The 23858-nt window shown below is 48.4% G+C and carries 19 protein-coding genes; 10 read left to right on the top strand and 9 right to left on the bottom strand.

Annotation, left to right across the window (positions count from 1 at the left end):
• Positions 1-466 precede the first annotated feature (466 nt).
• The 6 genes from dnaG to E7746_RS05590 all read left to right on the top strand — a co-directional run bounded on the left by dnaG (position 467) and on the right by E7746_RS05590 (position 11241).
• Positions 467-2662, top strand: coding sequence for a DNA primase (dnaG, locus tag E7746_RS05565; RefSeq protein ID WP_136410126.1), 2196 nt, complete (start codon positions 467-469; stop codon positions 2660-2662).
• 173 nt (positions 2663-2835) lie between these two features.
• Entirely contained in the window at positions 2836-4683 is a 1848-nt protein-coding gene (mutA, locus tag E7746_RS05570; RefSeq protein ID WP_136410127.1) for a methylmalonyl-CoA mutase small subunit, read from the top strand.
• Between the two features lie 9 nt (positions 4684-4692).
• Positions 4693-6828 carry a methylmalonyl-CoA mutase gene (gene scpA / locus E7746_RS05575; protein ID WP_123396701.1) on the top strand — a complete coding sequence of 712 codons (2136 nt, stop codon included), beginning with the start codon at positions 4693-4695 and terminating at the stop codon, positions 6826-6828.
• A 292-nt stretch (positions 6829-7120) separates the two neighbouring features.
• Positions 7121-8650: a helix-turn-helix transcriptional regulator gene (locus E7746_RS05580; protein ID WP_168184308.1), complete on the top strand. Its 1530-nt coding sequence runs from the start codon at positions 7121-7123 to the stop codon at positions 8648-8650.
• A 156-nt stretch (positions 8651-8806) separates the two neighbouring features.
• The gene (locus E7746_RS05585; RefSeq protein ID WP_136410129.1) at positions 8807-10873 is read left to right on the top strand and encodes an outer membrane beta-barrel family protein; all 2067 of its coding nucleotides are present in this window, start codon (positions 8807-8809) and stop codon (positions 10871-10873) included.
• A 14-nt stretch (positions 10874-10887) separates the two neighbouring features.
• Positions 10888-11241 (top strand): hypothetical protein, encoded by a 354-nt coding sequence (locus E7746_RS05590; protein WP_136410130.1) that lies wholly within the window; start codon positions 10888-10890, stop codon positions 11239-11241.
• Between the two features lie 10 nt (positions 11242-11251).
• On the opposite strand, the gene E7746_RS05595 is transcribed toward E7746_RS05590, so the two are convergent.
• The 6 genes from E7746_RS05595 to E7746_RS05620 form a co-directional block, all read right to left on the bottom strand.
• The gene (locus tag E7746_RS05595; protein ID WP_136410131.1) at positions 11252-11566 is read right to left on the bottom strand and encodes a hypothetical protein; all 315 of its coding nucleotides are present in this window, start codon (positions 11564-11566) and stop codon (positions 11252-11254) included.
• Positions 11567-11576: 10 nt separating this feature from the next.
• On the bottom strand, positions 11577-12377 hold the full coding sequence (locus E7746_RS05600) for a DUF4296 domain-containing protein (protein WP_136410132.1): 801 nt from the start codon (positions 12375-12377) through the stop codon (positions 11577-11579).
• Positions 12378-12395: 18 nt separating this feature from the next.
• On the bottom strand, positions 12396-13046 hold the full coding sequence (locus tag E7746_RS05605; protein WP_135946257.1) for a lipoprotein signal peptidase: 651 nt from the start codon (positions 13044-13046) through the stop codon (positions 12396-12398).
• 30 nt (positions 13047-13076) lie between these two features.
• On the bottom strand, positions 13077-13460 hold the full coding sequence (locus tag E7746_RS05610; protein ID WP_123396749.1) for a TraR/DksA family transcriptional regulator: 384 nt from the start codon (positions 13458-13460) through the stop codon (positions 13077-13079).
• A gap of 28 nt (positions 13461-13488) precedes the next feature.
• The gene (ileS, locus tag E7746_RS05615) at positions 13489-17046 is read right to left on the bottom strand and encodes an isoleucine--tRNA ligase (RefSeq protein WP_136410133.1); all 3558 of its coding nucleotides are present in this window, start codon (positions 17044-17046) and stop codon (positions 13489-13491) included.
• A 204-nt stretch (positions 17047-17250) separates the two neighbouring features.
• Positions 17251-18906 (bottom strand): AMP-binding protein, encoded by a 1656-nt coding sequence (locus E7746_RS05620; RefSeq protein WP_136410134.1) that lies wholly within the window; start codon positions 18904-18906, stop codon positions 17251-17253.
• A gap of 316 nt (positions 18907-19222) precedes the next feature.
• On the opposite strand from E7746_RS05620, the gene E7746_RS05625 reads away from it, so the two are divergent.
• Together E7746_RS05625 and E7746_RS05630 are read left to right on the top strand one after the other, a co-directional pair.
• Positions 19223-19687 (top strand): DUF6291 domain-containing protein, encoded by a 465-nt coding sequence (locus E7746_RS05625; RefSeq protein WP_136410135.1) that lies wholly within the window; start codon positions 19223-19225, stop codon positions 19685-19687.
• A gap of 51 nt (positions 19688-19738) precedes the next feature.
• The gene (locus E7746_RS05630) at positions 19739-20230 is read left to right on the top strand and encodes a nucleoside deaminase (protein ID WP_136410136.1); all 492 of its coding nucleotides are present in this window, start codon (positions 19739-19741) and stop codon (positions 20228-20230) included.
• On the opposite strand, the gene E7746_RS05635 is transcribed toward E7746_RS05630, so the two are convergent.
• The 3 genes from E7746_RS05635 to ybaK are packed head-to-tail and all read right to left on the bottom strand — an operon-like array spanning position 20220 to position 22720.
• A complete protein-coding gene (locus E7746_RS05635; RefSeq protein WP_136410137.1) occupies positions 20220-21140 on the bottom strand; it encodes a TIGR01212 family radical SAM protein in 921 nt (306 codons plus the stop codon). The two genes, E7746_RS05630 and E7746_RS05635, sit on opposite strands and share 11 nt — an antisense overlap.
• 9 nt (positions 21141-21149) lie before the next feature.
• On the bottom strand, positions 21150-22226 hold the full coding sequence (aroC, locus tag E7746_RS05640; protein WP_202877170.1) for a chorismate synthase: 1077 nt from the start codon (positions 22224-22226) through the stop codon (positions 21150-21152).
• Positions 22227-22228: 2 nt separating this feature from the next.
• A complete protein-coding gene (ybaK, locus tag E7746_RS05645) occupies positions 22229-22720 on the bottom strand; it encodes a Cys-tRNA(Pro) deacylase (RefSeq protein WP_136410139.1) in 492 nt (163 codons plus the stop codon).
• Between the two features lie 130 nt (positions 22721-22850).
• On the opposite strand from ybaK, the gene ruvX reads away from it, so the two are divergent.
• Both ruvX and def read left to right on the top strand, forming a co-directional pair.
• Positions 22851-23276, top strand: a complete 426-nt coding sequence (ruvX, locus tag E7746_RS05650; RefSeq protein WP_123396758.1) for a Holliday junction resolvase RuvX — start codon at positions 22851-22853, stop codon at positions 23274-23276.
• Positions 23276-23836: a peptide deformylase gene (gene def, locus E7746_RS05655; RefSeq protein ID WP_136410140.1), complete on the top strand. Its 561-nt coding sequence runs from the start codon at positions 23276-23278 to the stop codon at positions 23834-23836. The genes ruvX and def overlap by 1 nt, the downstream gene beginning before the upstream one ends.
• Positions 23837-23858: the final 22 nt, after the last annotated feature.

Below are 23858 nucleotides of genomic sequence, written 5' to 3' on the forward strand. Positions count from 1 at the left end.
GGCCGTGAATATAGCATTTCACGGCCCTCCGCTTGCATCTGTAAAGCAGGAATTTGATTTTAACTTATTTTAATTAAGTTTCAATTCGCAACATTTTCTCGCGCAAATATAAATGATTACGATTTTTAATTTTAGGGCTATTATTTTTTATAATTATACATGCCGTTAAAGTTGCGGAGTGTAATTTTATGTTGTAAAACATATAACCTTATATGCATTAAGTTTAAAAACAATTTATTACCTTTGCAATGTGATTGAACGAAGGAATCAATCACCAATGCGAATCTTCTTAGCTAACTAGGAAATCCGTATCATGAGCAACACGAAATACTTAAAAGGTAATAACAGAATACTTTTTCATACGTAACTTTCCAATAAAGACAGAATAGATATTCAACAAGCAACAAGCGAAAAATAAGGGAGCCGGGAGGCTGTCTTATTTTTTTTTGCTAATTTTGTCATCGTCATGAAGAAAATCGATCGGGAAACAGTACAGCGCATTCTTGACGCCGCCGACATTGTGGAGGTGGTCAGCGACTTCGTGCATCTGAAACGCAGAGGCAGCAGCTATCTCGGGCTTTGTCCGTTCCACAATGAGCGCACTCCGTCGTTCTCGGTGTCCAAATCTAAGAATATATGCAAGTGCTTCAGCTGCGGCAAAGGCGGCAGTCCCGTGAATTTCATCATGGAGCACGAACAGATGAGCTATTACGAGGCCCTTCGCTATCTTGCACGTAAATACAACATCGAAATCAAGGAGCATGAAATGTCGGATAAAGAGCGCGAAGAGGAATCGGAGCGCGAAAGCATGCTTGCCGTGAATGATTTCGCTTTGAAACATTTTGAGAAAAATCTGCAAGAAACCGACGATGGCCGTGACATCGGGTTGTCATATTTCCTTGACCGAGGCATAAACGAGGCCTCGATAAAGAAATTCCGACTTGGATATTCGCTTGAGAAGAGCAACGACTTGCTGAATGCAGCAAAATCACGTGGCTATAACGAGAAGTATCTTATTGAAACCGGATTGTGCATAAAGACCGACCAGGGGCGTGTTTACGACCGCTTCAAGGGACGCGTTATGTTTCCGGTATTCTCCATTTCGGGCAAAGTGATAGCATTCGGCGGCCGAACCTTGAAAAAGGATGTCGCCAAATATGTCAACTCACCCGAGTCACTCATTTACAAGAAAAGCTATCAACTCTACGGACTTTACCAGGCCAAGCAGGCCATTGTAAAGCACGACAAATGCATTCTTGTCGAGGGGTATATGGATGTGATATCGATGCATCAGTCGGGCATCGAGAATGTTGTCGCATCATCGGGAACATCGTTGACCGACGGCCAGATAAGACTCATCCATCGGTTTACCGACAATGTAACCGTAATATATGACGGTGACGCTGCCGGAATAAAGGCGTCGTTGCGCGGTATCGACATGCTTCTTGCCGAAGGGCTCGACATAAAGGTGCTGTTGCTCCCCGACGGCGATGACCCGGACTCATTTGCACAGAAGCACACATCATCGGAGTTGGAGGAATATATCTCCGCCAACGAAACCGACTTCCTTCAGTTCAAGACCTCAATATTGCTGAACGGAGTCAAGAACGATCCCATAGCCAAGTCGAGAGTCATCAACGACATCGTGCGCTCAATTGCAGTCATACCCAACCCCATCACCCGCAATGTCTACATAACCGAGTGCAGCCGAATGCTTGAAATCGACGACCGCATCGTGGCATTGCAGGTCAACAAGCTGTTTATGGAGCGTGTGGGCAAGGACAACCTCAAAAAGCAACAGGAAGCGGCAGCGGAAACCATAAGCGACATCGTGAATGTTGAAGAGCCGGCAAAACCGGTCGAGGCAGCCGCCGAAGTGAAGCAACAGCCATCGTCGGTCGATTCCAATTCAAGCTTTCTTCGGGCTTACGAGCAAGGCATACTGCGTTACGTGCTGCGTTACGGAATGTTGGAGTTGTGTGAGGATTACGACGACATCGGCAATCCCATATCGGTAAAAGTCATCGACTATGTCAATGAGGAGCTTAAAAACGATGATCTTAAATTCTCAAACCCCGACATAGAGAAGACCTTTGAGGAGGCCATCAAGTGCTCATCGATGACATGGGAGGAGGACAACCAAAGAAACAATGAAACGCTGCTGAAGGAGCGTGAGCGTTACATTGCGGCCGGCGAAGAGGAGATACGCACAACCGTTACCGACCTGAACAGCATAGCGGTAAGGGAAAAAGAGCTTGTGGAGCGCGCCGATCAGCTCTATTTCAAAGGACAGCGTGAGTACGGAATGATGTATATAGAGAAAATCCTCTGTTCACATCCCGATGACAGCATACGTAATCTGACACTTGAACTCGTAAGCGACAAGCACACCCTGAGCAAGGTTCACACGAAATATGCAAAGATCGAAACCGATGAAGACCGCTTGCCCGAACTTGTGCCGAGATCCATATACGAATTCAAGGATGCAATACTTGAGTGCCGCATCCGCAAGCTTCATGACGACATAAAGGCCGCCTACTCCACCCCGTCGCCCGACAAGGAGGTGATACGCGAGCTTATGGAGCGTCACGTGCAGCTTCAACGCCTTCGCGGAGAGTTTGCAAAATTCCTCGGCGAACGAATAATCAACCCACGTAAATAGACAAAGCGGCCAAATATGGAAATTTTTCCATATTTAGATAGAAAATGCAATAAATTTTTGCTTAAATTTCAAGCGATTTTGTACCTTTGTCATGTATTATAGCACTATTGCATATAATAGTGATTTATACCTGAAAGCATTTTTCTATAAAACTATAAATTAATACCAAAATCATGGCAGAAAAAAAAGAAAAATTGTTCGACATGTTTCCTGAGTGCTCCTACGACGAGTGGAGAGCCAAGGTCGAAGCTGACTTGAAAGGCGCCGACTTTAACAAGAAATTGGTTTGGAGAACAAATGAAGGCTTTAACGTTCAGCCCGTATACCGTGCCGAGAACATAGCCGACTTTAAGACTACCGATTCCCTTCCGGGTGAATATCCTTACGTTCGCGGAACCCGTACCGACAACGACTGGCTTATCCGTCAGGAGGTTCTTGCCGAAACTCCTAAAGAAGCCAATGAAGTTGCCCGCGACATTATCACTAAGGGCGTTACTTCGCTCGGTTTTAATGTTACACTCGATAATGTAGCTGCTGTTCGTGAGCTTCTCGACGGCATTGATGTGGCAAAATATGAACTTAACTTCAAGTGCTGCCCCCGTCACGCCGTTGAAACTGCAAAGGTAATCGTTGAGTATCTGCGCGAAACAAACAACCTCACCAACTTCCGCGGTTCAATCGACTTCAATCCCATGCGTCGCGCCCTCAAGCACGGCACTGAATTCCCCGGCGACATCAAGGCTATAGCTCTTGAACTTCTCGAGGTGGTTAAGTCAGTTCCCGAAATGAGAGTTCTCTCTGTGGATTCATTCATGTTCTGCAACGCCGGAGCTTACATATACCAGGAACTCGGTTATGCTATGGCTTGGGGTGCCGAGTGGATGACAATACTCACCGATGCAGGTGTAAAGGCCGACGAAGTCGCTCACCGCATCAAGTTCAACATGGGCATTTCATCAAACTACTTCATGGAGCTTGCAAAATTCCGCGCCGCTCGCATGGTGTGGGCACAGATTGTTGAGCAGTATAAGCCCGAATCAAAGCTTTCATGCAAGATGATGGCTCATGCAATAACTTCGCGTTTCAACCAGACTATATATGACGCTCATGTGAACCTTCTCCGTTCACAGACCGAAACCATGTCGGCTGCTCTTGCCGGAGTTGACTCGATCACCACTACCCCGTTTGATGTTCCGTTCAAGACTCCCGATGCATTCTCGGAGCGCATTGCACGCAATCAGCAGTTCCTGCTTAAGGAAGAGAGCCACCTTGACAAGGTAGTTGACCCTGCCGGAGGTTCTTATTATGTTGAAACCCTCACCGTTTCACTTGCACAGGAAGCCTGGAAGCTCTTCATCGACATCGAAGACAAGGGCGGATTCCTCGCTTGCATCAACGACGGCTCGATCCAGAAGACAGTCAACGAAACTTCGGCAAAGCGTCACACCGATGTTGCCCGCCGCAAGGAGATTCTGCTTGGAACCAACCAGTACCCCAATGTAAATGAAACCGCCGCCGGAAAGATTGAGAACACCGGATGCAACTGCGGATGCCACCATGGTGACGCCAACGAGGGCGAAGGCCTCTCGATGAAGCGTGCCGCAAGCGACTTCGAGGCTCTGCGTCTTGCAACCGAGGCTGCTTCAAATCGTCCGAAGGTGTTCATGCTCACTATCGGAAATCTTGCAATGCGTCTTGCACGTGCACAGTTCTCAACCAACTTCTTCGGATGCGCCGGATACGAGATTATCGACAACCTCGGATTCGACACCGTTCAGCAGGGTGTTGACGCCGCTCTTGAAAAGGGTGCCGATGTAATCGTGCTCTGCTCAAGCGATGACGAGTATGCAACACTCGCCCCCGAGGCCTACAAGTACCTCGACGGTCGCGCAATGTTTGTTGTGGCAGGTGCTCCCGCTTGCATGGAAGAGCTTCAGGCACTCGGCATCAACGACTTCATCCACGTTCGCTGCAACGTTCTCGAAACACTTCAATCATTCAACGCCAAACTTCTTAAATAACCTATCGCAATGAGACCCGATTTTAAAACAATAGATATTACAAAGGATGCTTTCGGCGCTCAGCATGGTGCCGTAGCTCACGGTGAAGATTGGCTCACTCCCGAGTTGATTCCCGTAAAACCCATATACACCAAGGATGACCTTCAAGGAATGGAACACCTCAATTTCATGTCAGGTATTCCCCCGTTCCTTCGTGGCCCGTACAGCGCCATGTATCCCCTTCGTCCTTGGACAATCCGTCAGTATGCAGGTTTCTCGACTGCTGCCGAATCTAACGCTTTCTACCGCCGCAACCTTGCATCGGGACAGAAAGGATTGTCGGTTGCATTTGACCTTGCTACTCACCGCGGTTACGATGCCGACCACGAACGTGTTGTAGGTGATGTCGGCAAAGCAGGTGTTTCAATCTGCTCGCTTGAGGACATGAAGGTGCTCTTCGACGGTATACCCTTGAACAAGATGTCAGTGTCAATGACCATGAACGGTGCCGTGCTTCCCGTGCTTGCATTCTACATCAATGCAGGTCTTGAGCAGGGTGCCAAGCTTGAAGAGATGGCCGGTACTATACAGAACGACATCCTCAAGGAGTTCATGGTACGTAACACCTACATCTATCCGCCGGAATTCTCAATGCGAATAATCGCCGACATCTTTGAATACACTTCAAAGAACATGCCCAAGTTCAATTCGATTTCAATCTCCGGTTACCACATGCAGGAAGCAGGTGCAACCTGCGACATCGAGCTCGCCTATACTCTTGCCGACGGTCTTGAATATCTGCGTGCAGGTGTGAATGCAGGCATGGACATCGACTCGTTTGCTCCGCGCTTGTCGTTCTTCTGGGCAATCGGTATGAACTTCTTCATGGAAATCGCCAAGATGCGTGCCGCACGTATGCTTTGGGCCAAGATTGTAAGCCAGTTCAATCCCAAGAATCCCAAGTCACTCGCACTGCGTACTCACTCTCAGACTTCAGGATGGTCGCTCACCGAGCAGGATCCCTTCAACAACGTTGGTCGTACATGTATCGAAGCCATGGGTGCCGCTCTCGGTCACACTCAGTCGCTTCACACCAACGCTCTTGACGAGGCTATCGCACTTCCTACCGACTTCTCGGCACGTATCGCACGTAACACTCAGATTTATATCCAGGAAGAAACTTACGTTACAAAGCAGGTTGACCCGTGGGGCGGTTCCTACTATGTTGAAGCTCTTACCAACGAAATCGCACATCGTGCATGGGAGCACATCCAGGAAATCGAGAAGCTCGGCGGTATGGCCAAGGCTATCGAAACCGGACTTCCCAAGCTCCGCATCGAGGAGGCTTCAGCCCGCACTCAGGCCCGCATCGACTCAGGTCGTCAGACTATCGTAGGTATCAACAAGTATCGTCTTGATCACGAAGATCCCATCGACATTCTTGAAATCGACAACACCGAGGTGCGCAAAGAGCAGATCGAGCGTCTTAACGATGTAAAGGCTCACCGTGACGAAGAGGCTGTCAAGAAAGCTCTTGCTGACATTACCGAATGTGTTCGCACCAAGAAGGGCAACCTCCTTGACCTTGCAGTCAAGGCTGCCGGACTCCGTGCTACACTTGGTGAGATTTCAGATGCCTGCGAAGAAGTTGTAGGCCGTTATAAAGCAGTAATCAGAACTATTTCAGGCGTGTACAGCAACGAAACAAAACAAGATCCCGACTTCATCCGCGCACAGCGCATGTGTGAAGAGTTTGCTAAGAAAGAAGGTCGTCAACCTCGTATCATGATTGCCAAGATGGGACAGGACGGACACGACCGCGGTGCAAAGGTTGTAGCTACCGGTTATGCCGACTGCGGATTTGATGTCGACATGGGTCCCTTGTTCCAGACTCCGGCCGAAGCAGCCCGTCAGGCTGTGGAGAACGATGTCCACATTCTCGGTGTATCATCACTTGCCGCAGGTCACAAGACTTTGATTCCTCAGGTTATCGAAGAACTCAAGAAGCTTGGTCGCGAGGATATCATCGTAACCGCCGGTGGTGTAATCCCCGCTCAGGACTACGACTTCCTTTACAAGGCAGGTGTTGCAGCAATCTTCGGCCCCGGTACACGTATTCCCGTATCGGCCATAAAGATGCTTGAAATCCTCAATGGTGAAGAATAATCGTAAGATATTATAACAATCTTGATTGTGGCGCAACATTTTAACGATGTTGCGCCACTTTTTTATATCTACTTGTATTGCTCCCGTTACGTTTGCGTAAATTACTGCAAATACGTAAATTTGCGCATTAATACACGGGAATATGATAATAAACTCAATCATCCGATATGCGTTGATACTGTTTTGCCTGCTACCTCTTTGGTCATGCGGCGGTGCGGAAAGCCGGCTCTTGGAAACTTCAGCACGAATTGTTGATGAAAGGCCCGACAGTGCATATATGCTTCTTAAAAATTTGGATTTCAACAATCTGAAAGATAAGAAACTGAAAGCCGACTATGCACTTACCCGAGCCAAAGCCAATATGTATATGGGAAGGTCGCTCGTAACCGACACGCTTTTGTCGCAGGCGGTCGAATTTTATAAGGCGGCAGGTGATACTGCGTCATATATTGAATCGGCTATAGCACAGTCCAATCATCTTCGTTCGTTGGAGCGTAAAAATGAAGCTTGGGCGTTGATCGATTCGATAGTAAACGACATGCCTTGCGATATTCAGAAACATTTGAATCAAGTGCTTCTCGGCTTCTCGTTCTCTGACAAAGATTATGAAAGGGCATTAATAATAATCGACCGTCAGATAAAATTGGCCCACGATGGTGACGAGCGTCTTGATTTCGAGATAAAGAAAATAACCCCGCTTGTAGCGTTGAATAGAAGCAAGGATGCAGTGGCGTTATGTGATTCTCTTTTTGCCCTACCCGATGCTCCCGAAGAAGGCTCAAACGAATGGCTGTATATGCGCATAAATTATGCCGCAGCCCTTGGTGAATACCGTGAAACTTCTCCACAGGCAGTAGCGATCCTAAAGGATGTAATCGGGCGGATGAAAAATGTGCCCTCCGATAAGCTTGTAGAGTTCTATATTCCTATGGTTAATCTTCAGTTGAACTCCGGAAACATTAATGAAGCCACAAAATATGTCAATCTTGTCGACAGCCTGGACATGGATATGTTCGACCGTGATCCGGTGGCGGCTTCCTATCTTGAGTTTCTAAAGATTGTGCTGGACTACGAGCATAGCGGGGCTCTCTCGCTTAGCCGACTATCAAATACTGCCCACTCGCTGAGAAAAGTGAGCAACGACCTTGAAGTAAAGCGACAGGAACGTGACGATGCTCTTGAGAGTGCTTACGATTTAAGTCGCAGCAACTATGAGCTTACCATCAGGCATCAACATCTATGGTTGTTTATAATCTTGATAATGCTTGCGGGAGTAATCATTGTGGCGGTAATCGTTTTTGTCGCTCATCGTCGCCGACAGAAGCTTATAGAGGCCGAAGAACGGATAGAGGCATTGGAACAGCTTGCAATGGCTGCGACAAAACCTTCGCCCGATGATAAGCAGGCACTCCTTAAGAAAACGCTGTTGTTGCAGATCGACATAATCAGGGCTTTTGCCGAAGCTCCTACAGCCCATAACCAAGAAGCGCTTAAAAAGATAAGCAACGCCGGCAATTCGGATTCGGAAACCGATGCCCTGGTAAACTGGTCGGAACTCTATCCCGTAATCGACGAGCTTTACAATAATTTCCACGCTAACCTGTTGAACGATTATCCCGGATTGCTATCCGAAAGGGAGATACAGATTCTTTGCCTCCTTCGTGCCGGATTCTCGACAAAGGAGATCGGGGTATTGATTCAGCAGACCTCAAACTCAGTTTATGTCAGCAAAACATCTATCAGAAAGAAGCTCAGATTACTCCCCAAAGAAGATTTCATAACGTTTCTGGCTACCCGTAAACCCTCATCAGGGAAGGCTTAAGGCCGCTAAAGGGCGATTTAAGATTTCAATAAGTAATACCCACTGAATATCAACTGATTACATATCTAATTTAAGAGAATTTTGTCATTGTTTAAGTAGGCATGAAAGCCATGTCTACGCTAATTTTGCAGTGTAAAAATTCAAAAACCAAACGATATGAAAAAATCAGTTTTGATTCTAATTGCAATCATCACATGGCTTTCGGCGGCCGCACAAACCGAACGCCGACTTAATGAAGTGACGGTAGTTGCCTCTCGCACGACAACCGATGCCGAAGGCTACACCACCAATCTTCGCGGTTCTGATATAACAAAAGGCAAACCCGCAGTCGATGTCCTCGGTTTTCTCCCAAACATATCACACGAAAACGGCACATTCAAAATCAACGGACTTGTCGCAAGTGAGATATACGTTGACGGCGTGAAACTCTCCGACCTGTCGGAACTTGACAACATCCCCGGTGAAATGATCGATAAGGTGCAGGTAAAATACCTTGCCGGAGCCGACCATAATGCATCACTCAGCGGAGGAAGCATAATGATTACACTCCGTTGTCCTCCTGAGGGAGGCTATTACGGAAGTATCTTGGCAAATGCCGACTGGTACAGAAGTTGCGACTTCGGTAATGCGGGAATAAGCGGTATGATAAACTATCGATATAAGGGATTAAGCGTATACAATAATCTATATGCCGGGAACACAAAATTTGAGGAGAATTCCGCTCAAACATTAAGCGGTCCCGACCTTCACACATTCCTGACTGAAACCTCAAAATCTCACGGATTCAATTTCAGAAATCGTCTTAGCCTCACACAACAGCTTCAATCAGGCGCACAATTGGGAGGCAGTTATCTTATATCCATGTCATCGCCCCGCCCGTCATCCGTGTCTTATGACGGCAACACAATTTCATCGGTCAGCATCCGTGAAAATACATCGTTGCAGGAAGGTACAATAATGTTCATGCAACCGCTTGGATCACGCGGCACTCAATTGCAACTTACAGCCGACTATCTTAACCGTCACAGCAATGACAACAGTAGCTATTTTCTCGATTCGGAAAGAGCGGCTGCAATAAAGGAAACCACCAATCTAAATCTTTGGAAATTCAAAGCCGATTTCATGTATCCGCACAGCCGCTCTCTTATATGGAAGTTCGGTGCATCCGCACAGTTTATATCGTCATCTTACACTCCTGCCGACATCCTTAAAAACGACAGATTTGAAACGAGCGACATTCCAACCAAAACCTCCGGCCTTACCCCTATTGTATATGCCTCGGCACAAGGCCGGATTTGGAAACTTAAATACAGTGCCGGGATGAACTGGCAACTAAACCGTATAACCTACGAAGACCGTTCAGCCAATCGCAAAAACACAAACACCCAATGGTCAATGAATCCCACTGTTCAGGTGATGATGCCGTTTGGCCCGGGAATGGACCATGCCTTAATGGTAAGCTACAAACGAACATTGAGCGATATCCCCTACACTGCCATATCATCTGTCATAAACTGGAGCGACGCATATAACTACACCGTAGGAAATCCCGATCTCAAAGCTCAGTCGGCCGACATTGTCATGGCCGGACTGTCGCTACTGCGAAACAAAATCAACATCACCGCTCTTTATGCCGTGTCGCATGACCGTATCTACTGGCAGACATTGCAAAGCGGAGAGAATCCCGATGTATTCTATACGATGCCATTAAACATCAATAGTCAGGGTGTATGGGGTTTCGGTGCGGAATGGATCGAATCACCGTCACGGGTGTGGTGTTTCAAACTCTCAGGCCGCGTAGAAATTACTCCGGAGAATACTATGCTTGACGGAATACATTACAACAAGACTCGCGTCAAGGAGTATTTTTACTTCAACAACAACTTCCGATTCGGTCATGGCTGGGGAGGAATGCTTAACGCCAATTTCGAGCCTACGTTCCGCACTCTCGACCGCACATATCATGTCGTTTACAACGTAAGCGGACAAATTTACCGAACATTCCTGAATGACAACCTTCAGGTTGCATTGGATTTTACTCCTATAGGAAATCGTCGAAAACTCGACCGATATGCCGACGCAAACAAAGTTTCATATAAATATACTACTCCGGTACAGTATGTGGGATTTTCGCTTACATGGAATTTCGCAGGAGGCAAAAGCGTAAATGTAGATGTTGTTGACGGCATCCAGAACTACTACGAAACCAAAGACAATAGATAATAATTAAGAAAATTATGAAGAAAACAGCAATGATTGCATTGGCGATGTCAGCTCTAATTTTTGTGGCATGTCGTCACACCACTGACTCCGATTATGAGGCCGAACAAATGGAATTTGCCAAAGAGCAGGAAGAGTTGGAAGCAGAGCAGGAAGAGCTTCGCCGCGAGTATGAGAAGATGAAAGAGGAGTATATTCGCGAAAAGGCTGAGTTTAAAAAGGAACTGCAAGCACTTAAGAAAGGCGTGAGAAAAGAACGCAATACCAATACAATAAAGCGTGACTCAACTAAACGCCAATTAAACGAAAACGAGGCTTCGGAATTGACCGACAAAGTTAAATCAGCAGGACTGTGGCCAACTGATAAATAGAGCGACTCTCTCACTTTAGGAATATGATTTCGGGGGATTCGGTATCCGACTTGCGGTATAGATTGTGGCTTGTCATGTAGTCGTTGAACAATGCGCTACGTTGTCTTAACGTAGCCGGAGTAGATGCAATGGCGGCAAGTTCATCCTTATCGGCCGATGTGACGGCTTCCGATGATGCTATAATGATTATTCCGGGGAAGAATTCGGTTGATGAAGTTTCGCGCTCAAATGGCTCTATCGACATCTCATTGCCGTCAACCGACAATAGCGCCGTGTAATGTATAACTCCTCGGTCAAGCACTGCATGAGCGAGATAACGCTTCATAATCCACCTATTATTTCTTTCCGTTACGGTACTCCTTTATATTACCTCGGAAATAGGTGCTTGGCGAGAATCGCGAGCGCACAAGCGATATACTGTCGAGATACACGCTTTCGCCGGGTATGGGGTTCATGGAGATGTTGCCATAGATATATTTTGCCGTCTTAGCCGAATCGGTGACAAGTTTCAGTTCATTCCATCCGTCCTGGTTGACCGATGATGTCATGTAATCGCTCGTACCGTCGGTATAGTCGACAGCCATCGTCCAATTGATTGTCGACAATCGGTTGTTGGCGTAGAAACGCCAGGTATATACATCGCCCTTCTCCCAGTTCTCGTCATGCGAAAATGAGAACTTAACGTTGTCAACCGGCTCTCCGTTGAAGAAATGACGATAAGGCACCTCACTCCATGCATCGACCGAGTCACCCACGACTGCAAGATGCAGACGCTCGCCGCCCGACGACACATCGGCATTCTTGATGTCCTTTTCAAGCTGTTCGATCACGCCGTCGTAGATCTCTATGTACTTCTCCACATTGTGTCCGTACCACACGAGCGAAGTGTCGACCTGCTCAGCCGTTACGCCGTGTTTGGCATATATCGACTGCTTGACAACCTTGCGCATTGAGTCACTGCTGTAGGCCGATCGGTTAAGGTCGATTACGCTCTCACCCTTGTGTATGTCGACAAGCAGTGATGTCATCTCCTTTGGCCCGATTACATAGTCGGGTGTGCGGTCGCAGGCCTGAAACATGGAACCTGCTATCGCAGCGATGAACAATGTTTTGAATATTGTGACAAAACGGCGCATGGGCAAGTGACTCAGCGGTTATTTGTTATTACTGTCATTCGATTCGGCAATCTCTTCCGACTTGTGAGGCGAAGAGAGATACTTGGAATAGAATATTATCAACACGAGGATACCAACGGTGATAGCGGCATCGGCGATGTTGAATATCGGTTGGAAAAACAGGAAATGGTCGCCTCCTACAAAAGGCATCCACTCAGGCCAATAGAAGCTGAACAACGGGAAATAAAGCATATCGACCACCTTGCCGTGGAACAAGGCCGCATATCCGCCTTCAGGAGGAAACATCGTAGCCACCTCGGGGGGATAAGGATTGTTGAATATCAATCCGTAAAACACGGAATCTATAATATTGCCGGCCGCTCCTGCCGTAATCAGCGCGAAACACACTATATAGCCGCTCTTGATGTAGGATTTACCCTTTATACGGCATATATAGATGATCAGTGCCGCTACAGCAACAATGCGGAACAGGGTGAGAAACAGTTTGCTTCCCACCTCCATTCCGAATGCCATACCGTTGTTTTCTATAAAATAGAGATAGAACCAATCGGCTATTTTGTACTCTTCACCAAGATAGAAATGAGTTTTAATCCAAATCTTGAAAATCTGGTCGATTAAAAGTACGCCGATTATAATGATCGTTGCGAGCCAGCCTTTGGACAGCTTCATCAAATTTATTTCTTTTTTTGTTTTGTTGTTCTACTTTTTGCTGTTTTGCTGCTTTACATCGATGCTCAATGTTGCATGGGGAACAGCACGAAGCCTCTCCTTGGGAATCAGCTTGCCGGTTGCACGGCATATTCCGTAGGTCTTGTTCTCGATGCGCACGAGTGCAGCCTGAAGATGTTGAATGAACTTCATCTGACGCTGTGCCAATTGTCCGGCCTCCTCTTTTCCCAATGTACTTGCGCCCTCTTCAAGCACCTTGAATGTGGGCGATGTGTCGGCGGTGTCATTGCCGTCATTGTTCATCACGTTGGCTTTCAACAGGTCGTAGTCGCGCTGTGCCTTTTCAAGCTTGGCGAGAATCAACTCCTTGAATTCCTGGAGTTCTTCATCGGTATACCTTGTCTTTTCGCTCATGGTTGTAGTGCTTTTAATTATTTTAGGTTTAGTTGTTCAGTTCTATGAGTACCTTGACTTCGGTTCCGTCAATGTCGAGAACCTCGGCCGCAGCATCATCGGCAAGTTGTGCCACTTCCAGTGAGGTGGCAAGTACCTGCTTGGCTATATAGTCGCCATAGGCCTTGATTGCCTCCTCGGTAGCCGGATCGGGAGCAAACGTGAGCTTGATTTTGTCGACAATGTCATAGTTGCGTCCCTTACGTATGTTCTGGATGCGGTTCACTATGTCACGTGCTATACCCTCGTTGCGCAGTTCGTCGGTGATTGTCACATCAAGAGCGACGGTTATATTGCCGTCGTTGGCTACCTGCCATCCGGGAATGTCCTCCGATATTATTTCAACATCGGCAAGCTCAACCGAAGCCTTGACACCGTCGATGTCAAACTCCATCGAGCCGTTACGTTCCAGTGCGGCGATATCGGCCTGTGACATGGAGCTTATGGCGGCGGCAACGCTCTTCATAGCCTTTCCGAATTTCGGGCCGAGCTTCTTGAAGTCGGGTTTAACGCGTTTTACGAGCACACCTTCATCGTTGCCTACATACTTTATGGTCTTTACGTTTACCTCATTGAGTATCAAGTCGGCCATCGACTCTATCATCTCCTTCTGTGCTTCATCGAGCACGGGAATCATCAATGTCGACAGCGGTTGACGCACCTTTATATTGACCTTGCGGCGCAATGAAAGCACCATCGATGTTATCTCCTGTGCCAGCTTCATGCGTGCTTCAAGATTCTCGTCGCTTTCTCCTGCCTCGGGGAAGAGTGCCAGATGCACCGATTCGGTCGAGCCTTTGGTGACCGAAGTCAGGTCGGTATAAAGACGATCGGCAAAGAACGGCGATATTGGAGCCATCAACAAGGCCACGGTTTCAAGACAGGTGTACAGAGTCTGGTAAGCCGACAACTTGTCGACATCCATTTCGCCTCCCCAGAAACGCTTGCGGTTAAGACGCACATACCAGTTGCTGAGATTGTCATTGACAAAGTCGTTTATGGCACGGGCTGCCTTGGTGGGTTCATAATCGTCGAGAGCTTCGTCAACCTCACGAATGAGCGTGTTGAGCAGTGAGAGAATCCAGCGGTCTATCTCGGGACGCTCAGCCAGCGGAACCTGCGGTGCGCTGTTGTCAAATCCGTCGACATTGGCATAGAGTGCAAAGAACGAATAGGTGTTGTAAAGTGTCGCAAAGAGCTTGCGGGCGGTTTCCTTGACACCCTCCGAGTCATATTTCAGGTTATCCCATGGCGATGAATTTGCAATCATGTACCATCGCAACGGGTCGGATCCGAATTGCTCTATCGCCTCAAACGGATTCACGGCATTGCCGAGTCGCTTTGACATCTTGTTGCCGAAACGGTCAAGCACAAGACCATTGGATATAACGGCCTTATAGGCAACCGAGTCAAACACCATTCCTGCTATTGCATGGAGGGTGAAGAACCATCCGCGTGTCTGGTCAACACCTTCGGCTATGAAATCGGCCGGATAGAGTTCGCCCGAATCAAGACCCTCCTTGTTCTCAAAGGGATAGTGAATCTGGGCATAGGGCATCGCACCCGAATCAAACCACACATCGATCAAGTCAAGCTCGCGATGCATCGGTTTGCCTGAAGGCGACACAAGCACTATGTCGTCGACATAGGGACGGTGAAGGTCGATTTTCTCATAATTGGCCTTGGTGTATTCGCCGGGCACAAATCCTTTTTCCTTGTAGGGATTGGCCGACATAACGCCAGCGGCTACAGCCTTCTCTATTTCATTGTAAAGTGTTTCAACGCTGTCGATGCATATCTCCTCGGTGCCGTCCTCGCTGCGCCATATAGGCAGAGGTGTGCCCCAATAGCGGCTGCGTGACAGGTTCCAGTCCTGAAGATTTTCAAGCCACTTGCCAAATCGGCCGGTGCCTGTCGACTGCGGTTTCCACTTTATTGTTTCGTTATTGGCCATCAATGCTTCACGAGCCGATGTAGTGCGTATAAACCAGCTGTCGAGCGGGTAATAGAGCACGGGCTTGTCGGTTCGCCAGCAATGAGGATAGTTGTGTACATGCTTCTCGATCTTGAATGCGGTTCCGGCCTGCTTCATCTCCATACACAGGACTATGTTCAGGTCTTCGCTCTTTGATGCGGCGGCTTCGTCATACTTACCGTTGGCATTGAATTTCGGGTCGTAAGCATTCTTCACATAGTCACCTGCATGTTTCTCGTAAGCGGCTACGTTGACGCATTTATCCACAAATTCAGGAGCGCACTCATCGATTGTGTAATATTTACCGGTAAGGTCGACCATGGGGCGTGTTTCGCCTCTGCGGTTTATCATAAACAGCGAGGGGATGCCGGCAAGCTTGGCAACCTTGGCGTCATCGGCACCGAAAGTGGGTGCGATGTGTACGATACCCGTACCGTCCTCAGTAGTAACGTAATCGCCGGGGATTACACGGAAGGCTTCAGCTTCGAGTTCAACGAACTTGTCCTTGCCTACTGAAAATACCTTTTCGGGATTGGCGGCAGCGTAATCCTGTACAAATCCGGGAGCATTGGCGTCAATGCGCTCAACGGGCTTAACCCAGGGCATAAGCTGCTGGTAGTGCATTCCGAGAAGATCGTTGCCGATATATGAACCCACTACGCGGTAAGGCACAATCTTGTCGCCGGGCTTGTACTCGTCAAGCGGCATGTCGGCTCCTTCAGCCTTGAAGTAGGCCGAAAGGCGCTCCTTGGCAAGAACGGCGCTTATTTTCTCTCCGTTGTAGGGATTGTAGGTCTGTACGCACACATATTCAATCTTCGGGCCAACGCACAGTGCAGTGTTTGACGGAAGTGTCCACGGTGTTGTGGTCCATGCGAGGAAGCAGGGAGTACCCCACTCTGTCATTTCGGGACGCGGATCCACGATTTTGAAAGCGGCGGTCACCGTAGTGTCCTTTACATCGCGGTAACATCCCGGCTGGTTAAGCTCATGGGTGCTGAGGCCGGTTCCTGCAGCCGGCGAATAGGGCTGTATTGTGTAACCCTTATAGAGGTAACCCTTCTTGTGCAGCTGACTGAGCAACCACCACACCGATTCGATATAACGGTTGTCGTAGGTGATGTAGGGGTCATTCATGTCGACCCAGTAACCCATGGAGTTGGTAAGATTCTCCCACTCCTTGGTGTACTTCATCACCTCGCGACGACAAGCGGCATTATAGTCATCTACCGAAATTTTCTTTCCGATATCTTCCTTGGTTATTCCGAGTGCTTTCTCCACACCGAGCTCTACGGGCAGTCCGTGAGTGTCCCATCCGGCCTTTCTCTTAACGTGGAAACCCTTCATCGTCTTATAACGGCAGAAGATGTCCTTTATGGTTCGTGCCATGACATGGTGGATGCCGGGCATACCGTTGGCCGAAGGAGGGCCTTCATAAAAGACAAAAGAGGGACACCCCTCGCGCACCTTCATACTCTGCTCAAACAGATGTTCCTTATTCCATCGGTCGAGCACTTGACGATTGATATCTGAAAGATTGAAACTGTCGTATTCGTTAAATTTCTTTTTCATGTAGTGGACTATTAGTGCTACTTAAAAAATTTTTGCAAAGTTACAATAAATAGCTGCAATGTGAAAGTCATTGACTGTTTTTTTATTATATAAGGTGTGATTTTGGAATTTACAATAAAAAAGCGTGACATCCTGTTGAATGTCACGCCCCGTAATCCTTTATCTTAGAGCCGTTAACATTTATTGTCGAACCGGCTCTTAGCATCACTTGGCATGCTGGTAGAGATAACGCTTTATCGACCGCTTAGGTGTCTTTTCAAACTCTTCGTTATAGAGTTTCACCTTACGAATCTGTGAATAGGCCGGCAAATCCTTATTGAGAGCCGCTATGTTGTCGTCCATTATCTTGCTGAGCGTATCGGTGTGAATGCCCTGCTTGGTTGCGAGCTCGAGATCGGGATAGATCAATGCCGCCAATTGTCCGTCGCTGTCTACGACAAGCGATTCGGCCACATAAGGCATATTGTTCAGCTTCTGCTCAATCTCCTCGGGATATATGTTCTGTCCCGACGGGCCGAGAATCATGTTCTTGTTGCGGCCTCTTATGTAAATGAATCCGTCGGAATCCATAGTGCAAAGGTCGCCCGTATTCATCCAACCGTCCTTCATCACGGCATCGGTAGCATCTTTATTCTTGTAATATCCCTTCATTACATTGTCGCCGCGCACCCACAATTCGCCCGGTATATGCTCGGGATCGGGTGAATCGATGCGGCCTTCCATTCGGTCGACAATCTGTCCGCACGAGCCGGGACGCTGCTTGTCCCATTGAGCATAAGCTACAAGAGGAGCACACTCGGTCATGCCATATCCCACCGTATAGGGGAAATTGATGCGACGGAGGAATGTTTCCACATCCTTGTTAAGCGCGGCACCGCCAATGATTATCTCCTGTACATTTCCGCCAAATGCGCCCATGAGCTGAGTCTTTATCTTCTCAAGCAGTCGGTCGTCTATGACGGGAATGTGCATCAACAGCTTCATCAACGGCTTGTCGAGCAGCGGGAACACCTTGGTCTTCACTATCTTTTCGATAATCAGCGGAACCGTCACAATCAATTTGGGACGCACCGTGGCAAACGCCTCAAGGATAACCCTCGGCGAGGGCATTCGGGTAAGGAAGTAAACGTGACACCCCTTTACCAGCGGATGCAGCAGCTCCACTATGAGGCCGTACATGTGAGCAAGCGGAAGCATGCACACTATTCCATCGCCGGGATTAAGGAAAGTAAGACCGTCGATTGTGAACTGAATGTTGCTCCACAGGTTGTTGTAGGTCAACATGACGCCCTTGGAGAATCCCATCGAGCCCGAGGTGTAGTTTATCAACGCCAATTCATCCTTCTTCTCCTTGTAGTAGACGACATCATCGGGAGTGAATCGCTCGGGATACCTCTTGCCGAATATCTCGTTAAGATGCTCTCGGGCATTGGTAAGACGCTTGTTTCGCGACATTATCAGCGAATAATCGTGAAGTCTTATTACACCCTCAAGACCGTTCATCGAATCGGGGTCGAGATTCTCCCATATTGCATCATCGGTGTAGAAGAGCTTTGCCTCGCTGTGGGTTACAAGGTGATGTATGTTATCGGCCTTGAACTCATGCAGAATAGGCACAGCCACAGCTCCGTAGGTTATTGCCGAAAGGAATGCGACAGCCCACTGTGAGGAGTTCTTGCCACACAAGGCAATCTTGTCGCCTCGTTTCACTCCGGCCTGTTCATACAGAAGATGAAGCTTGGCGATTTTACGCGCTATGTCGCGATATTGAAATGACACTCCGTTGAAATCGGTGAGAGCAAGCTCTTCCCAATTCTTTCGCACGGAGCTTTGCAGATATCCGTTTAATGTTGTTTCCATACAATATATAATCGAATGTAATCGTAAATGGTTTTACAAAAATAGCTAAAATTAGCAATCAAAGGAAATAAATCATTAATACCGGAGCAGCTAATCAATGTGACTTGCCATATTTCTTTATCAATCGCTCGACAATGATTTCATCATTCACCTTATAACAATTGCTGCATATCGGCCAACATTGATGCGGCAATTCAGGATGTAGCTAATTTTTGATTTATGCGAATTTAATAAATATTTTGAATTCATTCGCGACATTATGGGGTGAAATCGGGTTATGCGATGCATTATCTTTGTCGAAAAATAAAATTGATATATGGAAACATCACACAACAAGCGAGGCCCCAAGTTTAAATTTGACAAGGAATGGACCGATGCCATTATACGATTACCCAAGCACTATCAGGACGAGTTATACAATGCAATCGAGGCTTATCAGCGCGATTTGACCGTGATTGATGTAAGCGAAGGTGTGCCGAGAGCCATCTTCATGTTGATAATGCCTACAATACGCCGCCGATATATCGCACGACAAAACAGCCGCATGGCACGCGACCGAAAAAGAGCGGTCAGAAGCTCCGACATGAAAGAAAAATCGTCAAAAATTCATAATTCTCCCAATATTTGCAGCTCCGAGCCGGAAACTGAACCGATTGCTGCAAACCCGCCTCAGATAGCCAAATCCACGCCTAAAGACACCAACAAAAAGCGACATCGAAACGCATTGAAAAGGCTCAAACGCCACGCATCACGACGCGACAAATCTTTGCCTCCGATTTAACAAATCCATGAACAGGAGTGTTATAGCTATATCAACTCAACATTTTTATTTATGGATAAATTCAATGCCTTGACAACTGTCGATGAAATGTTCATGGACATGGCGGCCGAACTGGCCGAAGTCAATGTCAGCGAAGGAGGAGGGCCTTTCGGTGCAGTGATAGTGCTTGATGGCACTGTCATTGCGACCGGGGTGAATTCCGTGACACGCGACAACGACCCTACAGCCCATGCCGAAGTGAACGCCATACGCAATGCGTGTGCGGCCCTGGGGACATTCAAGCTCGACCAATGCGTTGTGTACAGTTCTTGCGAGCCGTGCCCCATGTGCCTTAGCGCACTCTATTGGGCAGGCGTGAAACGCATATACTACGGAAACACCAAAGAGGATGCCGACCGAATCAATTTTAGTGACAAGTTCATCTATCAGCAACTCGACAAGCCGCCGGTGGAACGCGCCATACCTTGCATACATGTCAATAGCAAACGCGCTATAAAAGCATTTGAGATGTGGGTCGACAAGAATGACAAAATCACCTATTGAACAGGTCGCCCTGCCTGATGCCTTTGGTTTTGAGGTAGGAGTTGAGCTTGTGGGTGAACTCGTAGTTTTTTAGTCCCCATTGCGGAGAGATCAACAGGGATGCAGGCGACTGACTCGTAAACCGCTCTATTGCTATGGAGGGATTCAGCCGTGCAACAATTCGCGAACATAGATCAATATATTCATCGACCGTGTAACCGGGCACAGTGTACAGCCGTGCCTCGAGGTCGCGTGCAAGTTTCGTGCCCTTTATTACCTGAAGCTGATGCAGCTTAACGGTATCGACGGGCAATTGCGACACTGCATCGATTGTCGACATGATGGTGTCATCGTTCTCCTCGGGAAGTCCTAAGATGAGATGCAGCCCTACCGGTATTCCGGCATCGGCAGTGCGGTTAACGGCATCAACGGTGTCGTTCCAGGAGTGGCATCGGTTAATCAGCTTCAATGTTGATTCGCACGACGATTCAGCGCCATACTCCACCATCACAAAGTGATTCTCATTAAGTCGCGACAGGTAGTCAAGCAGTTCATCGGGCATGCAGTCGGGCCGGGTTCCTATTATCAATCCGTCGACATCGGGCTGCGCCAAAGCCTCTTCATAGAGAGCCGAAAGTCGGCTTATTTCAGCAAATGTATTGGTATGGGCCTGAAAATAGGCCAGATAGCGCATCGACGGATATTTGCGGCTGAAAAATCGCTTTCCTTTCTCAATCTGTTCCGCTACCGACAGCTGCGGCTTGCAGTAGTCGGGATTGAACGTTTGGTTATTGCAGTAGGTACACCCTCCCCTGCCCACTGTGCCGTCACGGTTAGGGCATGAGAATCCGGCGTTTATGGAAATCTTCTGTACCTTCCCGTCGAAGTGCTCGGCGAGAAAGTCGGCATAGTCACGATAAGCTTCAGCCATGGGGAGCAATCACAGGCGAGTGGCCTTATTTAGCAGATAGGCGTCGAGCAGAGTCATAGCCGCCATTGCATCGACCACTGGCACGGCACGCGGCAATACACAGGGATCATGACGACCACGCGCCTTCAGCACCACGGGATTTCCCGAATCGTCAATCGTAGGCACCTCTTGCAGCAGTGTGGCCACAGGCTTGAACGCAACTCTGAAATAGATGTCTTCGCCATTGGATATTCCGCCTTGTATCCCGCCGGAATTGTTGGTTGTAGTCGACACTTTTCCGTTGGCATCGGTGACAAAACGGTCGATCATCTCGCTGCCTCGGTGGCTTACACCGGCAAATCCCATTCCGTATTCAAATCCTTTCACGGCATTGATGCCGAGCATGGCAGCTCCGAACATTGCATGCAGCTTGCCGAACACCGGTTCGCCGAGTCCCGCCGGCACACCCGTTATGACGCAAGTGATAATGCCGCCTATGGTGTCACCTTCGCCCTTTATCTTGCGTATCAGCTCCCGCATTCTTGCGGCCATTTCAGCATCGGGGCACCTCACGTCGTTGCTGTCGATTGTCGAGAGATCGTATTTTGTATAATCGGCGGAGAGCGACAAGTCGCCCACGGTCGATGTATAGGAGTGTATGCTTATGCCGAGTCGCTCAAGAGCCTGCATGGCAAATGCGCCTCCCACCACGCGGGCAATCGTCTCTCTTGCCGACGAGCGGCCGCCTCCACGATGGTCACGCAACCCGTACTTTGTGGTATAGGTATAGTCGGCGTGCGACGGACGGAATGTGTGGCGCATATTCTCATAATCGCTTGAATGTTGATCGCCGTTCTCGACAATGAATCCGATAGGTGTTCCGGTTGTCTTTCCGTCAAACATTCCGCTCAGAATCTTTACACGGTCCTTTTCATCGCGGGCCGTCACGATTGTCGATTGTCCCGGACGGCGACGGTTGAGCTGATGCTGCACGGCATCAAGGTCGATGTCTATGCCGGCCGGCATTCCGTCGATTATCCCCCCCACAGCGGGGCCGTGTGATTCGCCGAACGTAGTCAGGCGATATATGTTGCCAAATGTATTCATAATTATTCAGTCATTGGTGTGGCGATGTCGGCCACCGTTGCCTTAACGTAGCCTATCAGGTCGCCGGGTGATACCTTGAATTGCAGGCCTCTCACCCCTGCGCTTACATAGATGAAGTCGTAATCAAGTGCCGTGGAGTGGAAATATGTAGGAAATGCCTTCTTCATCCCTATGGGTGAACATCCTCCCCTAATGTAACCGGTGAGCGGGAGCAACTCTTTCATCGGAATCATCTCGACCTTCTTTGCACCGGCCGTTTTGGCGGCGGCTTTAAGGTCGACCTCCATGTTACCCGGAATCACACACACGAAGTATCCGCACTTGTCGCCGTGAAGCACAAGGGTCTTGAACACCCTGTTTATGTCCTCGCCCAACTCTTCGGCCACATGGTCGGCGGCAAGATTGTTCTCATCGACCCGATAGGGAATCAACTCATAGGCAATCCGGGCCTTGTCAAGCAGCCTTGCTGCATTGGTTTTAGCTATTCCTGACATGATTACTATTTTTTGCAAAAATAATCATTCCGTATCACTTATCCAAAAGCAAGTATGCGACACGCCGTGAAGCTGTCGATTTTATATATGCTTTTTTGCGTGAATGACGGATTATGAGTAACTTTGTATCGTGGGACGATTAATGGCAATAGATTACGGACGAAAACGTTGCGGCATAGCCGTGACCGATACGTTGCGCATTGTCGCCACGGGACTTACAACGGTGTCGACCCATGAACTCATCGATTGGGTGAAGCGGTATATTGCCTCGGAGCAGGTCGACGAAATAGTTGTGGGAAAGCCCACTACCCTGCGAGGCGAGCCGTCGGAGTCGATGCGCTACATCACGCCAGGCATAAGCAAGCTGCGCTCGGCGATACCCGAAGAGATTCCAATCGTGTTCTGGGACGAACGATTCACCTCGACAATGGCTCATAGGGCCATGATCGACTCAGGCATGCGCAAAAGCCGTCGACGCGACAAGGCGATTGTCGACGAGATGGCTGCTACGATAATATTAAACGACTACATTCAAAGCAAAACATATAACCAATAATGAAATTACCGATATATCTTTACGGGCACCCGGTGCTTCGCCGTGAATCGGCTGAGATAACGCCCGAATATCCCGAGCTCAAAAAGCTCGTCGCCGACATGTGGGAAACGATGTACGGTTCCGACGGTGTAGGACTGGCCGCCCCCCAGATAGGTCGCAACGACCGCATCGTGGTGATCGACAGCAATGCCTTTGCCGAACATTTCCCCGAATGTGCCGACCGCAAGTTCACATTAATAAATCCTGAAGTGGAGGTGCTCGACGGCGAAACCATAACGCGCGACGAAGGCTGCCTCAGCCTGCCCGACCTGAGTGAGGCTGTGCCTCGCATCGAACACATACGCCTTAAGTGGGTCGATGAAAACTTCGAGCCCCACGAAGAGGAGATAACCGGATTCCTGGCACGTATAGTGCAGCATGAATGTGACCATCTCGAAGGCAAGATGTACATAGACCACATTTCGCCCATACGCAAGCAATTGATCAAGGGTAAACTCAACCGCATAGTGACCGGCAAGACACGCTGCGACTATCCGGTGCGTTACGCCCCCAAGAAATAATTAATCATAACAATCAACCTGT

It is taken from the genome of Muribaculum gordoncarteri (assembly GCF_004803695.1).
Taxonomy (GTDB): Bacteria; Bacteroidota; Bacteroidia; order Bacteroidales; family Muribaculaceae; genus Muribaculum; species Muribaculum gordoncarteri.

Excerpts from the sequence above, each read along its gene's own strand:
- dnaG (WP_136410126.1), top strand. The coding sequence starts at position 467 with ATGAAGAAAATCGATCGGGAAACAGTACAGCGCATTCTTGACGCCGCC.
- mutA (WP_136410127.1), top strand. The coding sequence starts at position 2,836 with ATGGCAGAAAAAAAAGAAAAATTGTTCGACATGTTTCCTGAGTGCTCC.
- scpA (WP_123396701.1), top strand. The coding sequence starts at position 4,693 with ATGAGACCCGATTTTAAAACAATAGATATTACAAAGGATGCTTTCGGC.
- E7746_RS05585 (WP_136410129.1), top strand. The coding sequence starts at position 8,807 with ATGAAAAAATCAGTTTTGATTCTAATTGCAATCATCACATGGCTTTCG.
- E7746_RS05590 (WP_136410130.1), top strand. The coding sequence starts at position 10,888 with ATGAAGAAAACAGCAATGATTGCATTGGCGATGTCAGCTCTAATTTTT.
- E7746_RS05595 (WP_136410131.1), bottom strand. The coding sequence starts at position 11,566 with ATGAAGCGTTATCTCGCTCATGCAGTGCTTGACCGAGGAGTTATACAT.
- E7746_RS05600 (WP_136410132.1), bottom strand. The coding sequence starts at position 12,377 with ATGCGCCGTTTTGTCACAATATTCAAAACATTGTTCATCGCTGCGATA.
- E7746_RS05605 (WP_135946257.1), bottom strand. The coding sequence starts at position 13,046 with ATGAAGCTGTCCAAAGGCTGGCTCGCAACGATCATTATAATCGGCGTA.
- E7746_RS05610 (WP_123396749.1), bottom strand. The coding sequence starts at position 13,460 with ATGAGCGAAAAGACAAGGTATACCGATGAAGAACTCCAGGAATTCAAG.
- ileS (WP_136410133.1), bottom strand. The coding sequence starts at position 17,046 with ATGAAAAAGAAATTTAACGAATACGACAGTTTCAATCTTTCAGATATC.
- E7746_RS05620 (WP_136410134.1), bottom strand. The coding sequence starts at position 18,906 with ATGGAAACAACATTAAACGGATATCTGCAAAGCTCCGTGCGAAAGAAT.
- E7746_RS05625 (WP_136410135.1), top strand. The coding sequence starts at position 19,223 with ATGGAAACATCACACAACAAGCGAGGCCCCAAGTTTAAATTTGACAAG.
- E7746_RS05630 (WP_136410136.1), top strand. The coding sequence starts at position 19,739 with ATGGATAAATTCAATGCCTTGACAACTGTCGATGAAATGTTCATGGAC.
- E7746_RS05635 (WP_136410137.1), bottom strand. The coding sequence starts at position 21,140 with ATGGCTGAAGCTTATCGTGACTATGCCGACTTTCTCGCCGAGCACTTC.
- aroC (WP_202877170.1), bottom strand. The coding sequence starts at position 22,226 with ATGAATACATTTGGCAACATATATCGCCTGACTACGTTCGGCGAATCA.
- ybaK (WP_136410139.1), bottom strand. The coding sequence starts at position 22,720 with ATGTCAGGAATAGCTAAAACCAATGCAGCAAGGCTGCTTGACAAGGCC.
- def (WP_136410140.1), top strand. The coding sequence starts at position 23,276 with ATGAAATTACCGATATATCTTTACGGGCACCCGGTGCTTCGCCGTGAA.